Here is a 15,496-nt window from a genome sequence, read left to right as displayed (position 1 = left end):
ACCCATAAATCTCCTTGATTATCGGAACTGTATTCCATTATCACATTATCAAATTATCATATTATCACATTAGTATTATTCCCGTTCCTGCGCCCGTAACCACCTTTCCGGAATTTCATTACTGCTGGCCAGCAGGTAATCTTTGTAAGAACAGGCAATGTATTTCTTGTCGGGCAATTGCATCCACCAGCGGCCGGTCTTTTTACTTTGTAAAAAAACCGTTTCTATTTCAGCAAATGCCATGTGAAATTCATTGAAGGCGTCTTTTTCTTCGAGGCGGGCTTCCCGCAGGCTGCGGTTATATCCATCAACCAGGTACCACAGCATATGGCTGATCTGTTTGGCCGTAAGATCGTCTTTATCCCGGTCGGGCGCATAGCCGTAAATGCCGACGGTATTGATGGTAGGGCTCAGTCCGGCATATTGCATCAGAACACAGGCTTCCTCACCGGTAAGCCCGTTAGGCGTAATCAGGTTGGAAGGCGCAAAGGCATGCGCGATCGCCGAAATATCGAAGCTGAAAAGTTGCGAATTGCGGATCACCGGTTCCATTTCCTCGATATTCTCTTTCACATGCCCTACCCTGAAACAGTCGAACCGCAATTTATCCATCGTTTCCAGCATGTGCGGATGTACATAATAGCTCTGGAAACCGATATGATTATAATGTTTAATAAAATTCGGTTCGCCGGTAAGCATTTCCATCAAAAAGTTCTCCGACCGGTTCCTCGATTCCATACTGAGGTCAATCAGCGAATCCACACAGGTAGCTTCAATGATCTGGTGTTTGCTTGTATAGGAATGATATTGCGCCAGCGTAAGGTCGTGGGAGCCACCCAGCACAACAACAGTTTTGCCGATAGCGGTCAGTTCGGCCAGCACCGTCTTCAGTGCCGCATAGGTGTCGTTCAAAGCTGCGCCGGGAATGATATTGCCGATATCAACCAGGTTAACATCCGAATGCCACTGGTATAAGGCATAGAACTGCCGGCGGATGGCATCGGGCGCCGAAATTCGGCCCGGCAGCAGCTGGTAATTTCCCCGCACTTCATTACATCCCACCAGTACAATGTCTGCCGACTGCAGGTCGGGCAATTCCTCATCTTCATAAACCACGATCCTTTTTCCGATCTGCCCGTCCTTGTAGCCCTCATCTTCGGCTAACATGTACCGGTTAACGGGCTGCAAAAAATCTGCGATATATAATGAGTCCGACATACGGTGCAAGATAAAAGAATAAGAAACAAGGTTGTAACAGAAAAACAGGAAAAGCTGAACAGATAGAGCGGTGACGAACAGTTGTTACAGGTTACAGGTCGCAGGTTACAAGGGAAAACGGCAAGTCGATAACCAGCAAACAGCCCCGGAACATGTAACCTGGAACCTGCAACCTCTAAAAGGGTAGAACTTTGACCTGTAGACTTTGAATGCAGAACTATTATCTTTGCGCCATGGATGAACTGTTACAACAAATAGCGGCCTATAAGCAGGAAATTGAGAATCAGCCGGCTAACGGCGCTGATGCGCTGGAGGCTTATCGTATAAAATTCCTGGGAACAAAGGGCATCGTCAAGAACCTGTTCACTGAAATGAGGAATGTGCCGGCCGATAAAAAGAAAGAATTCGGTTTGATCCTGAATGAATTCAAACAGCTTGCCGAAGCCAAATACGACAATTGGAAACAGCAGCTCGAAGGGTCGGGCGGCGCTGCAGCAGCTGCTATTGATGTAACCCTGCCCGGCGACCCCTTACCGCTGGGTACCCGCCATCCCATCAACCTGTTCCTGAACCATGTGATCAGCATTTTCAACCGCCTGGGCTTTTCGGTAGCGGAAGGTCCTGAAATTGAAGACGACTGGCACAACTTTACGGCATTGAACCTTCCTGAGCATCACCCCGCGCGTGATATGCAGGATACTTTTTATATTCAGCAGAATCCCGACTGGCTGTTGCGCACCCACACCAGCAACACCCAGATCAGGGCTATGGAGAAAGAGCAGTTACCGATCCGCATTATATGCCCTGGTCGTGTTTACCGGAACGAAACCATCAGCGCCCGCAGCCATTGCTTCTTTCACCAGATCGAAGGGTTGTATATCGATGAGAACGTATCTTTTGCCGACCTGAAGCAAACCCTGTATTTCTTTGTGCAGGAAATGTATGGCAAGGATGTAAAAGTACGCTTCCGCCCCTCCTATTTCCCGTTCACCGAACCCAGCGCCGAAATGGACATCAGTTGCCAGTTGTGCGGCGGCGAAGGTTGTGCCGTGTGCAAACGTACCGGCTGGCTCGAAATATTAGGTTGCGGCATGGTGCACCCGAAAGTGCTGGAGAACTGTAATATCGACCCTGAAAAATATTCCGGCTTTGCGTTCGGTATGGGTATTGAACGGCCCGCCCTGCTCAAATACGGCATCAATGACATCAGGTTGTTCAGTGAGAACGACGTGCGATTCCTGCGACAATTTACCAGCGCAATATAAACCAACAGGCAATAAGCAACAGGCGATAGACAAGTGTACCTGCCTACAGGTGAACCTGCAATGGTTCCTGTATTATTTGCCAATTGCACATTGCCATTGCCAATTAATCAATATGGTAGAAACTATTTGCATATGCGGTGCAGGCACTATGGGCAGCAGCATTGCCCAGGCAGCAGCCCAGCATCACTTTCACGTTATATTATACGATGTAAGTAAAGGCATGCTTGATAAAGCCAGAGTGGCTATTGATAGCAACGTGCAAACCCTGGTGCAGAAGAACAAGATCACTGCACAGGCAGGCACCGAGATCCTCGATCGCATTCAATTCGTTTCAGATATCAATGACTGCCTGGCCGACCTGGTTATTGAAGCCATTGTTGAAAAGCCCGAAGTAAAAGTGAGCCTGTTCAATCAGCTGGCCCAGGTAAACCACTCGGAAGCGGTTTTTGCAACCAATACCTCCTCTTTATCGGTCACCGCAATTGCCAAACAGGTAAGAAATCCTGAACGGGTGGCCGGCATGCACTTTTTTAACCCCGCTACCATCATGAAACTGGTTGAAGTGGTAGCCACGCCTATGACCAATCAGCAAACCATTGATACCATTGTTGAAACCGCCCGGCGAATGGACAAAACCACGGTCCACTGCCAGGACGCACCGGGCTTTATTGTAAATCATGTAGCACGGCCTTATTACCTCGAAGCGCTGCGGCTTGCAGAACAGGGAGTAACCGATTTTCAAACCATCGATACCCTCCTGGAAGCATCCGGTTTTAAGATGGGGCCCTTCCGCCTGATGGACCTTATTGGCAATGATATCAATTACGCCGTCAGCTGCCAGGTGTACGATGCCCTGGACAAACCCGCCCGCCTGCAGCCGTCCCCAATTCAGCACGAAAGAGTAGAAAAAGGGGAACTCGGCCGCAAAACCGGCAAAGGTTATTACGAATATTAATTCATAGTACATTTTAGCACAGGCAATACTTGTTTATACGCACCCGTTTTGTGAGAGAAAGGTTATCTTCGTGCCCTGTTAATTATAACACTTGTTACCCAAAATACTCGTTACAGGCGGTTCCGGCTTTATAGGCGCATACATCATAAAAGAACTGGTGGAAAAAGGCTATGCTGTGCGGGCAATCCGGCACAGTAAAGGAACTCCTTTTTTTATTCCTGCTCATATCAATGATAAAGTGGAATGGGTGCCCGGCGATATACTCGACGTAGTATCGCTGGATGAAGCCATGAAAGGCATAGATGCGGTTATACATGCCGCAGCCAAAGTTTCGTTTAACGACAGTGAAAGAAGGACGATCTACAAGCTGAATATAGAAGGCACTGCAAATGTGGTGAACATGGCGCTAGAAAATAATGTCCGGCGTTTTGTGCACATCAGCTCGGTGGCCGCCATCGGCCGTACCCTTACCGGCGAAACCATAACAGAAGAAAAGAAATGGCAGCCCGGAAAATGGCACACGACCTATGCCATCAGTAAACACCACGCCGAACTGGAAGTGTGGCGCGGTGCAGCAGAGGGGCTGGATATGGTGATTGTAAATCCTAGCACGGTACTCGGCTATGGCGATTGGAACATGTCGAGCTGTGCCATCTTCAAAAGTGTTTACAAAGAATTTCCCTGGTTCACCAAAGGCATCAATGGATTTGTTGCAGTGACCGATGTGGCCAGAGCCACTGTATTGCTGATGGAAAGCAACCATTCGCAGGAAAGGTTTATTGTTAACGGTGACAACTGGACGTTTCAACAACTATTCAACACCATTGCCGACGGCTTTGGCAAGCAGCATCCGCATAAAGAAGCAAGCCGGATGATGGGCAGCTTTGCCTGGCGTTGGGAAAAATTAAAATCCATGTTATCGGGTAAAAAACCATTACTTACCCGTGAAAGCGCCCGCGTAGCCCAAAGTATTACCTACTTCGATAACAGCAAGATCCTCAAAGCCCTCCCCGGATTCTCCTTCACTCCCCTCGAAAAAGCCATTCAGAAAGACTGCCAGCAATACCTGGCCAATCTGCAACCACTATAACTGGCAAAAAACTTGTTATACATGCCATGGGCAGTTAAGATGTTAAAGAAATTTAACCCGGAACAAAGTATTGAATGAAACCCTTTTAATACTTTCATTGCCGGCAAAACGTTTTAATGAGGGCTAACCGCTTGCATATAATGAATTATAGCTATTTATGCAGCCGGCTTAGCAAAAACAACATAAGGATCAACGTAAAAGTCCGGCTAAAAACAATATCGCATGTAATGAGCCATAGCAAATTCCATGCGATACAACAATATAAAATATCGCATGAAAAATTTAATCGTCCTGTTGTTAACCGTAACCTGTTATTCCCTTTCAATAGCACAGGAAAGATCATTTTCCGTATTCGGCAAAGTGATCGACGCCCAATCGAAACAACCATTGCCCGGCGCTTCCGCCTATTGTCAGAATACCACCCAGGGAACTGTTTCCAACAACCAGGGCTTGTTTTACATGCGCCTGCCTAACGGTGGGTACGACCTGATAGTAACCTATACCGGTTTTGAAAAGAAAGTGATCCGCATTTCAGATAACCAGGCAACTGCCGACACGCTGCTGATAGAACTGGCCAAGGCGGATCAGTCATTATCAGAAGTAGCCGTGGTGGCCAGCACCGCAGACCCGGACGGACTGGCGAAATACGGCAAGTTCTTCAACCAGAATTTTATTGGTAATACCGGTTTTGCCAGCCAGTGCTCGATCCAAAACCCCGAAGTATTACGTTTCTTCTATAGCAAAAAAAGAAATCGTTTAAAGATCACCGCCCGTGAAGACCTCATCATTAACAATTATTCCCTTGGCTATAAGATAAGGTACCAGCTCGATTCTTTCACCTACGACTACAGCACCAACATTACCCAATACACCGGCTCGCCGTTGTTTCAGGAAATGGACAGCACCGAAGAAGTAAAAGCACAATGGCAAAAGAACAGGGCGCGCACTTACCTGGGCTCCCGCCTGCATTTTATGCGAGCGTTTTACGACAGTACCCTTACCGACGAAGGATTTATTGTGGAAAAACTGAACCCCGATTCACAGAATGTAAAAGGTACGTTTATAACGGACCTGTATAACGAGCAGGAGTATCTGGCGGACAGTGGTAATGTGGAAATAGGCTGGACGGGGCAGTACCGGATCAGTTATGAAAGGGTTCGCCCCGACAAACAATTCCTGGAAGAATACAAACTACCACCCACCACCCGCTTTCAGATAACGGTACTGGACGTAGCCAATGGTTTTGTTATTGAAGAGAACGGTTATTTCTATGAACAATATGATGTCATCAATACCGGATACTGGGCCTGGAAAAAACTCGCCGAGCTGCTTCCTTACGATTACATATATGAGTAACCGGTACTTCACATACGCTCTTTAATAAAACCTTTGCATTTTAAAATACCCGCCTAATAGCTTTTTTTATACCTTCAACGGAATTCCGATAGCCGCTAACTGAATCCGGCTATCGGAAAACCATTCGCTTATGGGGACCCTTGCCATCATAGTAGTTATACTCGCTATGATCATCAAACGTTTTAACGCATGCCTGTTGCTTCTTACCGGTTTAATAACTGTTTGTACTTCTTTTGCCCAGGAAAATAATTTCATTCATTACGATGTAAAGGACGGGCTGGCGGGTTCGACCGTGTATGACCTTTGCCAGGACAAGGACGGATTCATCTGGTTTGCTACCGAAGCCGGTATCAGCCGCTTTGATGGTACCAATTTCAAAAACTTTACCACCAGCGATGGCTTGCCGGAAACAGAAATATTAAGACTGTTTGCCGACTCAAAGGGAAGGATTTGGATGGCGCCCTTTAAGAACAGTATCTGCTATTATTATAATGGCAGGATCCACAACCAGGAAAACGATACGGTGCTTAAAAAGATCCACCTCACATCTGTAGTTTTCGCATTTTATGAAAGCGCCGATCATTATATCGGATTCCTTTCAGATAAAGGAGTGACTATCCTTTCACCCGCCAATGACGTAAAAGTGTATAGGAACAGCGCGGATAAGAATCAAACCGTGTTCAGACCCAACCCCAAAGGCCGGGGTTTTCAATTGAATGTAGATGATGACTGTTTCATTATCAGCGATGGAAACATAACGAAAGTACCCTGTACGTCCGCCGCCAAAGATGTGGTATGGGCGCCCAACCTGCTGAAAGCCCGCAAATCGTTGAACCCAACCAGCGAAAACTATACCGCGGCAGTTGATAATTTGTTGTTTACAAATACCTGGAGCGGTACATGGATGGTAGACACCACCACCTTCGATCACTTTGAAGAACATTTCCTGAAAGGTAAAAAGATCAGCCATTCACTCATAGATGGTGAAAAGAATATCTGGTTCGCTACCCTGGGCGAAGGCGTTTATAAACTGGCCTCCCGGGAATTTAAAACCTATTGTTTTAGAGAGAATGGCAACTCGGAGATCTTTTCGCTCACCCAAATTAAGGATAAGTTGTATGCCGGCGCCGCTTTCGGCAGGGTATACACAAAACAGGGCGCCGTCATTGATACCCTGAATGTAAATGCTGAATTTGAACGATTGACCGTTAATGCCAATTCGATCAACCGGGTAACATGCCTGAAACCGATAGAAAACGGCAACCTGTTGATTGGCTCCGACGGACTTTTAATCAAAAAAACGCCGGCAAGGAATATCAGCTGCTTTCGCACCTATGCCTTAAAATCAATTGATGCGCTGGACAACGGTTTACTGTTGGTGGGCACAGCCAGAAGGACCGTGCTCGTTGATCCGGCTGAATTGCAGGTACGGGATACCATCTGGGATCAGCGTACCACCAGTGTTTGCTATCATGATAACGAATACTACGTGGGAACAATAAACGGATTATACACCATTAGCAAAGACAAACAGGTTCGTTACCTGGGCGATCAGTTTCCCGAACTACGGCAACGCATCAGTTATTTTGCCCCGTCGGCCGATGGGCGGCTCTGGATCGCTACGTATGGGGCCGGTATCGTTTGTATGAAAGACCGCCGGCTGATCAATCGAATAACTACCCGCGAAGGCCTTTCAAGTGATATCTGCAGGACCCTGTTCCTTAATAACCATTTTTTGTGGGCGGGTACCGATAAAGGACTTAATAAAATAAATATCAGTCAAACCCCCTATCCCGTAACCACCTACAGCACTTCCGACGGGTTGCCTACAGACATTATCAATGCGGTACATGTTGATGGCAATACCATTTATGTAGGCTCACCGGCAGGACTTACTTATTTTGACGAAACCAAAGTAGCCAATCATTCAAAATGTAACTTGCGGTTACTCAGTGTTACGGTAGGTAATAAACCACAGCCATTGCAGGATAGTTACAGCCTGCGTTATCTCGAGAACAGTTTAAAGATCTCGTATGCAGGCATTTCCTTTAAATCAGGCGGCGGTATCTGGTACCGCTACCGGCTGAAGGGTTTGACCGATACCTGGGATTCCACCGTTCAAACCGTGCTGGAATATCCATCCATTCCACCCGGTAATTACGAATTTGAACTGATTGCCATAAACAAGAAAGGCATCATCAGTAACCCGGTAAACATCGCTTTTGTTATAGAAGCGCCTTTCTGGCAAACGCTGCCCTTCCAGGTATTGATCATTGCACTGGCGATCTTCATTACCTGGATCCTGGTGTCCTGGCGCTTCCGCCTGCTTCATAAGGAAGAACAGGAAAGAACATCCCTGCAACAAAAACTGAATGAACTGGAACAAATGGCTTTGCGGGCGCAAATGAACCCGCATTTTATTTTTAACTGCCTCAACAGTATTCAAAATTTTATAATAACAAACGACCTTGAATCATCGAACTGGTACCTTACAGAATTTGCCCACCTGATCAGGCAAACGCTCGATAATTCGGAAAAGGGCACCATCTCCCTTACTAACGAAATAAAATACCTGAAAAGATACCTCGAGCTCGAAATGATGCGCTTTGGGCATTCATTCAGTTATACCATTGACATCGACGCGGAAATAGAACCCGATATGGCCCATATTCCCACCATGATCTTACAACCGTACATCGAGAACAGCATCCGGCACGGCATCCGGTATAAAGAGAACGGCGGTGGCCGTATAGATATAAAATTTCAGAAAAGCAATGAGGGATTCGTATGTATTATCGAGGATAATGGCATCGGACGTAAAAAAGCCCATGCGTATAAATCACAAATGCATGTTGAGTACCAATCGAAAGGCATGTCGCTGACCGCCGAAAGAATAAACATTTTAAATCGTCAGTTAATTGAACCCATAACCATTGAAATAAACGATTTGACCAATGAAAAAGACCAGGCCACAGGCACAAGAGTTACTATCCGGTTTCCCCATCCCATTACTTTAAAACCTGTGAAAAAATGATACGCACCATCATTATCGACGATGAGCCCAATAACATTGAAGCGCTCAAACAGCTTTTACAGAAATACTGTCCGCTTATAGAACTGGCCGGTGTAGCTGAAAATATCCGAACGGGGCAGGCGCTTATCCTGAATACACAACCCGACCTGGTATTCCTCGACATTGAAATGCCGTTCGGTAATGCTTTTGAATTGCTGAATAACCTGTCGCCGGTGAACTTTGAGATCATTTTTGTTACAGCGTTCGATAATTACGCCATCAATGCCATAAAATATTCCGCCCTGGACTACTTATTAAAACCGGTTAATATAAAAGAGCTGCAGGCGGCTGTACAAAAAGCAGTTGAGCGTATTAAGACCAAAAATATTACCAGTAAAATTGATGCGTTGTTATTTAACCTGTCGGTAAGTAAACCTGTTTTACAAAAAGTGGCGCTGCCAACCCTCGATGGGCTGGTTTTTGTAAACATCAATGAGCTGGTGTGGCTCGAGGCAAGAGGCAGTTATACGTTTGTGTATATGCAGGATCAGCAAAAAATAATGGTGTCACGTACATTAAAAGAATTTGAAGACATATTACCCTTTGAAAACTTTAGCCGGGTGCATCAATCTTATATCATCAACCACTCTTTCATCAAAAAATATAACCGAGGTCGCGGCGGAACCATTGAGATGGAAGATGGAACCACCATAGAAGTATCTATGCGTAAAAAGGATGAGTTTCTTTCCAAATTCAAATAGGAGTAAGCGATTTCTGATTTCGGGATTTCGGGATCTCGGGATTTCGGGATCTCGAGATTTTGGAATTTTGGATTTTGCGATCCGGGGATTTTGAGATTTATCGGAGTGTTCGAATTTGAACAATCGCAAATCTCAAAATCCTGAAATCAGAAATCATTATTTAATGGCTTTTATTTTTTCCCAGATCTCCGGTATTCGTTTCACCCAAACCAGTTCTCTTCTTTTAACGCTTGCATCTTCAGCCGGCGTTCCAAAATAAACTTTACCGCCTTCCAGGGAAGAAGGCACCCCGCTTTGGGCAAGTAGTACCGCATTATCGCCGATAGTAAGTGTTTTTGAAACCCCTACCTGTCCCCACAAAATAACTCCGTTACCAAGCGTTGTAGCGCCCGCTATGCCAACCTGTGCAGCCAGCAAACAGTTTGTACCTAAAACAGTATCATGGCCAATGTGAACCATATTATCGAGTTTGCTGCCACGGCCAATGCGTGTATCATGCGATACCCCGCGATCGATGGTGCAACCTGCCCCGATCTCCACATCATTTTCAATTACTACGCGGCCACAACTCTCCATTTTCTTATACCACACCTCGCGGTCCTTTTTGGAATTATAGTAGAAAGCGTCGGACCCGATCACTGTTCCGGATTGTATGATGACGTTATCGCCTATAATACAATAATCTAAAATGGTAACATTGGGGCCAATGAAACAGTTCTTGCCGATACTTACTTCATGGCCGATATAAACGTTAGGCGCTATATATGTTCCTTCGCCAATCACAGCCGAATCGCTCACCGGTTTATCGGCGGGCCTGAAAGGGCGGAAGTGACGCACAATGGTTTGATATGCATCGAACGGTTTATCAACGATCAGCAATGCTTTTCCTTCCGGACAATCTGTTTTTTGGTTAATGATGATAAAAGTGGCTGCCGATTGCAAACACTTGTCGTAATATTTGGGATGATCTGCAAATACGAGGTCACCGGGTTCTACTTTATGGATCTCATTTATACCTGTAGCTATTCCTTCTGTATTGCCTGTAAGCTCAGCGCCTATCAAATTGGCTATCCATTTTACCGAAACGGGAGCAGGAAATTTCATATCCTATGAATTTTCGCAAAAGTAACGCACGTTACGCACACCCGCCGGGTAATTATTGCCATCAGTTTCATGTTTTCTGATATATTAACTGGCCCAGGCAAGCATAAGCATCGTGATTTTTCTATGACCGATCCGTTTATTACTCATCCGGCATCAACTTACCTGCTTCAACAAGCCGTTATCTTATTGAATGAAAGCCATCACCGGCATTATTTATCCTTTTCACCGATCTTTTTGCCAAAAAATGAAAGACTGTTACCGGCTTAATGAATGGATTTTTTTACTGCGCTGTTTGAATAGTTCTGTTGTTTATAAAAGTTGCAAATAACAACGTGTTATATTATCTCTTACAGATCGTATAGCTTACAAGCCGCTGCCAGCGCATGTTTCAGCAAGTGAAAAAATAGTGAGCAGTCTTGTAGATAGCATGAAAGAGTTATAAATTTGTGTTCAGCATTGCACTTAACGATGAATTACGGCTTCGCTTTTCCCCATTACATAAAAAAAATGTGAATAAAATTTATTAGAAAATTTTTTTAGATAGAAAAAATTATTTTTAATATTGTGGAGGGAAATTTATTTCCCGGTACTTACTAACCCATCCACATAATGAATCTCCCGGCTCACCGGGAGATTTTCTTTTGTATGCATCACTATTTTATAATCTACAAACCATACCAGGTACTATCGCAGTTCACTTCTGAAGAAGGAAAACAAACATTGAAAGCATTCTTTAATGTACCAACTGATGTATATCCTGTTGGCAGGTTAGATCATGACAGTGAAGGATTACTCTTGCTCACCAATGATGCCTCACTCAATCACCGGCTGTTGAATCCAACTTTTGCCCATGAGCGGGAATACTGGGTACAGGTAGATGGTGAGATACATGAAAAATCATTGCAGCAATTGCGAACAGGGGTATCAATAACCATTAACGGTAAAAAATATCGCACCAGGCCATGTAAAGCAACGCGTTTTGCTAACACACCGGCCGTTCCGGATCGTCATCCACCCATTCGATTTCGTAAAGACATTCCAACCAGCTGGATAAAACTGGTATTAACGGAAGGAAAGAACCGGCAGGTAAGAAAAATGACTGCTCAAACCGGGTTCCCTACCCTGCGTTTGATCCGTTACCGCATTGGTAACATTACGTTGGAAGGTTTATTACCAGGCGATATGCGGGAAATGAATAAAAACGACATCTATACCCGCTTATTTGGGTAAAGCGAAAGCCGCGCCTTGAGCCTTCAGCCTTTAGCCTTTTGCCTTTTGCCTTCAGCTTTGCGCCTTCAGCCTTTAGCTTGAGCCTTTTGCCTTCAGCCCTTGCGCCTTGATTCTTGTGCCTTGTGCCTTTATTTCATTACCTTGCTAAAAAAAGGTACGTTATGTTGAAATCAATGACCGGCTTTGGAAGAAGTGAACAAACCGTGGGAGATAAGACCTTCCTGGTTGACATTAAATCACTGAATGGAAAACAGTTTGAACTATCATTAAAAATTCCGGCTTTTTTAAAGCCATTCGAATTCGATATACGAACGTTATTATCTAAAAAGTTGGGAAGGGGAACCATTGATTGTACCATCAGCCTTAAGGAAAGTGGCGCCGCAAAACCGGTAAGCATCAATACCGACCTGGCAAAAGCCTATTATCAGCCCATCGCCGAGTTATCGCAGGCCCTGAACCTCGATCCCTCACATATCTTAAGCACCCTCATTAAATTACCAGAGGTGATCACCCCTACCGGCGAAACCCTCAGTGATGAAGAATGGGAGATGTTCAAGAAAGTTATTGAAGCGGCTATCGATAACCTCACCACTCACCGGCTGGAAGAGGGAAAGATCATGGAAGGCGACCTCCTGTTGCGCATAAGCAATATTCAAAAACAACAGGAGATCATTGCTACCCTGGAACCGTTACGCAAGCAAAAGATCAGGGAAGGATTGACCAAGGTGCTGGAAGAAAATGTGGGAAAAGAAAACTACGATCCCAACCGACTCGAACAGGAATTGATTTACTACATCGAAAAAATTGACCTCAGCGAAGAACAGGTGCGGTTGAAGACCCACTGCGAATACTTCAAGAACATCCTGAACGAGCCTGAAGAAGGAAAAGGTAAAAAATTATCATTTGTGTTGCAGGAAATAGGCCGTGAGATCAATACCACCGGCGCCAAAGCCTACGACTCCTCCATCCAGAAATGTGTGGTACTAATGAAAGATGAGCTGGAAAAAGCAAAAGAACAAGTGCTGAATGTTTTGTAAATCACGGAACGATTAAGCGCAATTGATGCATTAAGCGATAAAACGGCAGGAAACCGGTTACCGGTTACCAGTTACCGGGTAACCGGCCACCGGTAACCGGTAACACCAGACAACAAACCATAAATTGTTTCGTTCCTATCTTTGTACAAAATAGCATTCCCTTGAACAGAAGTATCCTTAATTATATCTCCTGCTTCCTTATACTTATTTCGTACCTCGTTCTACCGGGTTGTGGTACTGTAGATGTTTTTGAAAAGAACGTCACCATTCCCGGACAATCCTGGAACAGTAGCTTTAAACCCGAAATAGCATTCAATATAGAACCCAAAGACACCACATCCCGGTTCAATATTTTTATTGTCATCCGGCATACCGATGCGTATCGTTACAAGAATATCTGGATCAATGTTCATACCGAAAGCCCCAAAGGAGTTATCAATAACCAGCCGCTTAACCTGCAACTGGCAACCGACGAAAAAGGCTGGCTGGCCAGTGGTATGGATGATATTTTTGAACACCGGATCCTTATTACCCCGCCAAATTCTCCCGAACGGCTAAGCGCAGGCATCTATCGCTTCAAGCTGGAAAACATCATGCGGGAAGACCCCTTGAAAAACGTCATGAATGTAGGCATCCGCCTGGAAAAAGCATTATAGGCATTCATTATGTTGGCTCATGGACATATTTACTAAAAAGCGACTCGCCATTGCCAGTGTTGTTTACTGGCTGTTGCTGGCTTACATAGTAGTAGCGCTGGTATGGTGGTTCATTGCCCTCGAAAATCAGAACCACCGCATGGCCGATTATAAATTCAGCGAGCTGAAACTCGACGACCCTGCCTTTCAGTCGAAATACCAGGCCATTGCCGATGAAATGCGCATCAAAGACGTTCAATACATCGGCGAAGGCGCTACCTTCCTGGTCGTAATATTAATTGCTTCCATATTTGTTTACCAGGCCGTACGGCGACAGATCCGATTGCAATCGCAGCAGGAAAACTTCATGATGGCCATAACGCACGAATTGAAAACACCCATCGCAGTGGCCAAGCTTAACCTCGAAACCCTTTTGAAATATTCCCTGTCAGACGATAAGAAACTGAAAATGCTGCAGGCCACCCTGCAGGAAACCAACCGGCTGAACACCCTGGTAAGCAACATCCTCGTTTCTTCACAACTTGAAGGCGGCCGTTACCGCATGGCAAAAGAAGAGCTCGAACTGAGCGATCTCGTAAAAACGACCGTCAGCGAATTCAGGAACCGGTTTCCCGAACGGCATTGGCAATGTGAGATAGATTCTGAAATAGATATTAACGGTGACCCCTTACTGTTACAGATACTGGTGAACAACCTGATAGAAAACGCCATTAAATACGCCCCTAAAGAAAGTCCCATCACCATAAAGCTGCTGCAAAAGGGCAAGACCATCAATTTTCAGGTGATCGATGAAGGGCCCGGCATACCCGACAATGAAAAGAGACAGATATTCGAAAAATTCTACCGCATAGGCAACGAAACTACGCGCACCGCCAAAGGCACCGGCCTGGGACTGTACCTTTGTAAAAAGATTGTAGAAGATCACGATGGACACATCAGGGTGACCGATAATTTACCAAGAGGCAGTAATTTTATGGTAAGTTTTACCGTAAAACATACCCATGAGCAATAAACCATCGATATTACTGGTTGAAGACGAAGAAAACCTGCACGAAGCACTCAAGCTGAACCTTGAACTGGAAGGGTATGAAATAACGTCCGCCTTTACCGGCAGTGAAGCCCTGCACAAAATACAAAGCGAATACTTTGATCTCATCATACTCGACGTGATGCTGCCCGATGTTGACGGCATCAGCATAACCGAAACCATCCGCGTTCAAAACAACCAGGTGCCCATTCTCATCCTCAGCGCCAAAAACACCAGCTCCGACAGGGTACTGGGTTTAAAAAAAGGTGCCGATGATTATCTTACCAAACCCTTCAATCTTGAAGAGTTGTTACTGCGGGTGCAGAAACTGATTGAAAAGAATAAAAAGATGCAGGACAAGGATACGGTGGGCGACACCTATCAGTTTGGCGGGCACACCATTGATTTCAATGCCCAGGAAGCAGTCACCAAAGAAGGCCAACGCATTCAGCTCAGTAAAAAAGAAGCTATGCTGCTGAAGCTGTTATTCGAGAACAAGAATGATGTAGTGCCCCGGGAAAAAATATTACAAACAGTATGGGGTTACAATGTGTATCCTACTACCCGCACCATCGACAACTTCATATTGAACTTTCGAAAATATTTCGAACACGACAGTCGTAATCCCCGTTATTTTCACTCGGTGCGTGGCGTAGGCTATAAATACACAGAATAACAGTTGTTTACAACTACCAATTCAGCTGCACTGACAGGTTTTAACAGTTTTTGGGTAGGTTTTTTTACAGGCGCCATTGCATTTGTGACATTTTACTGCCATATTTGA

At 45.2% G+C, this 15,496-nt stretch carries 13 protein-coding genes; 11 read left to right on the top strand and 2 right to left on the bottom strand.

Features of this window, described 5'->3' with window-relative positions:
• Positions 1-75 precede the first annotated feature (75 nt).
• Positions 76-1,218, bottom strand: a complete 1,143-nt coding sequence (locus JUB15_RS06470) for a formimidoylglutamase (protein WP_207511512.1) — start codon at positions 1,216-1,218, stop codon at positions 76-78.
• A 233-nt stretch (positions 1,219-1,451) separates the two neighbouring features.
• Between JUB15_RS06470 and pheS the strand changes: the two genes are divergently transcribed.
• The 6 genes from pheS to JUB15_RS06440 all read left to right on the top strand — a co-directional run bounded on the left by pheS (position 1,452) and on the right by JUB15_RS06440 (position 9,658).
• The gene (gene pheS / locus JUB15_RS06465; protein WP_207511511.1) at positions 1,452-2,483 is read left to right on the top strand and encodes a phenylalanine--tRNA ligase subunit alpha; all 1,032 of its coding nucleotides are present in this window, start codon (positions 1,452-1,454) and stop codon (positions 2,481-2,483) included.
• Between the two features lie 112 nt (positions 2,484-2,595).
• Positions 2,596-3,438 carry a 3-hydroxyacyl-CoA dehydrogenase NAD-binding domain-containing protein gene (locus JUB15_RS06460; RefSeq protein ID WP_242696221.1) on the top strand — a complete coding sequence of 281 codons (843 nt, stop codon included), beginning with the start codon at positions 2,596-2,598 and terminating at the stop codon, positions 3,436-3,438.
• A gap of 91 nt (positions 3,439-3,529) precedes the next feature.
• Positions 3,530-4,528 (top strand): SDR family NAD(P)-dependent oxidoreductase, encoded by a 999-nt coding sequence (locus JUB15_RS06455; protein WP_207511510.1) that lies wholly within the window; start codon positions 3,530-3,532, stop codon positions 4,526-4,528.
• 273 nt (positions 4,529-4,801) lie between these two features.
• Positions 4,802-5,884 carry a carboxypeptidase-like regulatory domain-containing protein gene (locus JUB15_RS06450; RefSeq protein ID WP_207511509.1) on the top strand — a complete coding sequence of 361 codons (1,083 nt, stop codon included), beginning with the start codon at positions 4,802-4,804 and terminating at the stop codon, positions 5,882-5,884.
• A gap of 130 nt (positions 5,885-6,014) precedes the next feature.
• A complete protein-coding gene (locus tag JUB15_RS06445) occupies positions 6,015-8,918 on the top strand; it encodes a sensor histidine kinase (protein ID WP_207511508.1) in 2,904 nt (967 codons plus the stop codon).
• Positions 8,915-9,658, top strand: coding sequence for a LytR/AlgR family response regulator transcription factor (locus JUB15_RS06440; protein ID WP_207511507.1), 744 nt, complete (start codon positions 8,915-8,917; stop codon positions 9,656-9,658). Before JUB15_RS06445 ends, JUB15_RS06440 begins: the two co-directional genes overlap by 4 nt.
• A 156-nt stretch (positions 9,659-9,814) precedes the next feature.
• Here the strand turns inward: JUB15_RS06440 and JUB15_RS06435 are convergent, their stop codons facing one another.
• Positions 9,815-10,762, bottom strand: a complete 948-nt coding sequence (locus tag JUB15_RS06435) for a UDP-3-O-(3-hydroxymyristoyl)glucosamine N-acyltransferase (protein WP_207511506.1) — start codon at positions 10,760-10,762, stop codon at positions 9,815-9,817.
• Between the two features lie 609 nt (positions 10,763-11,371).
• Between JUB15_RS06435 and JUB15_RS06430 the strand changes: the two genes are divergently transcribed.
• The 5 genes from JUB15_RS06430 to JUB15_RS06410 all read left to right on the top strand — a co-directional run bounded on the left by JUB15_RS06430 (position 11,372) and on the right by JUB15_RS06410 (position 15,388).
• Positions 11,372-11,992, top strand: coding sequence for a pseudouridine synthase (locus JUB15_RS06430; protein WP_242696220.1), 621 nt, complete (start codon positions 11,372-11,374; stop codon positions 11,990-11,992).
• A 161-nt stretch (positions 11,993-12,153) separates the two neighbouring features.
• On the top strand, positions 12,154-13,029 hold the full coding sequence (locus JUB15_RS06425) for a YicC/YloC family endoribonuclease (RefSeq protein WP_207511505.1): 876 nt from the start codon (positions 12,154-12,156) through the stop codon (positions 13,027-13,029).
• Between the two features lie 161 nt (positions 13,030-13,190).
• Positions 13,191-13,685: a gliding motility lipoprotein GldH gene (locus JUB15_RS06420; protein WP_207511504.1), complete on the top strand. Its 495-nt coding sequence runs from the start codon at positions 13,191-13,193 to the stop codon at positions 13,683-13,685.
• 19 nt (positions 13,686-13,704) lie between these two features.
• Positions 13,705-14,697, top strand: a complete 993-nt coding sequence (locus tag JUB15_RS06415; RefSeq protein ID WP_207511503.1) for a sensor histidine kinase — start codon at positions 13,705-13,707, stop codon at positions 14,695-14,697.
• The gene (locus JUB15_RS06410) at positions 14,687-15,388 is read left to right on the top strand and encodes a response regulator transcription factor (protein WP_207511502.1); all 702 of its coding nucleotides are present in this window, start codon (positions 14,687-14,689) and stop codon (positions 15,386-15,388) included. Before JUB15_RS06415 ends, JUB15_RS06410 begins: the two co-directional genes overlap by 11 nt.
• Positions 15,389-15,496 lie beyond the last annotated feature (108 nt).

This window comes from Longitalea luteola (genome assembly GCF_017356035.1).
Classification (GTDB): Bacteria; Bacteroidota; Bacteroidia; order Chitinophagales; family Chitinophagaceae; genus Niastella; species Niastella luteola.
The sequence above is the reverse complement of the archived record's forward strand: the minus strand, read 5'-3'. Positions and strand labels throughout refer to the sequence as shown.

What these genes read in the sequence shown, in the direction of transcription:
- JUB15_RS06460 (WP_242696221.1), top strand. Translation starts at nt 2,596, where the DNA reads ATGGTAGAAACTATTTGCATATGCGGTGCAGGCACTATGGGCAGCAGC.
- JUB15_RS06445 (WP_207511508.1), top strand. Translation starts at nt 6,015, where the DNA reads ATGGGGACCCTTGCCATCATAGTAGTTATACTCGCTATGATCATCAAA.
- pheS (WP_207511511.1), top strand. Translation starts at nt 1,452, where the DNA reads ATGGATGAACTGTTACAACAAATAGCGGCCTATAAGCAGGAAATTGAG.
- JUB15_RS06425 (WP_207511505.1), top strand. Translation starts at nt 12,154, where the DNA reads ATGTTGAAATCAATGACCGGCTTTGGAAGAAGTGAACAAACCGTGGGA.
- JUB15_RS06410 (WP_207511502.1), top strand. Translation starts at nt 14,687, where the DNA reads ATGAGCAATAAACCATCGATATTACTGGTTGAAGACGAAGAAAACCTG.
- JUB15_RS06435 (WP_207511506.1), bottom strand. Translation starts at nt 10,762, where the DNA reads ATGAAATTTCCTGCTCCCGTTTCGGTAAAATGGATAGCCAATTTGATA.
- JUB15_RS06470 (WP_207511512.1), bottom strand. Translation starts at nt 1,218, where the DNA reads ATGTCGGACTCATTATATATCGCAGATTTTTTGCAGCCCGTTAACCGG.
- JUB15_RS06450 (WP_207511509.1), top strand. Translation starts at nt 4,802, where the DNA reads ATGAAAAATTTAATCGTCCTGTTGTTAACCGTAACCTGTTATTCCCTT.
- JUB15_RS06415 (WP_207511503.1), top strand. Translation starts at nt 13,705, where the DNA reads ATGGACATATTTACTAAAAAGCGACTCGCCATTGCCAGTGTTGTTTAC.
- JUB15_RS06440 (WP_207511507.1), top strand. Translation starts at nt 8,915, where the DNA reads ATGATACGCACCATCATTATCGACGATGAGCCCAATAACATTGAAGCG.
- JUB15_RS06430 (WP_242696220.1), top strand. Translation starts at nt 11,372, where the DNA reads ATGAATCTCCCGGCTCACCGGGAGATTTTCTTTTGTATGCATCACTAT.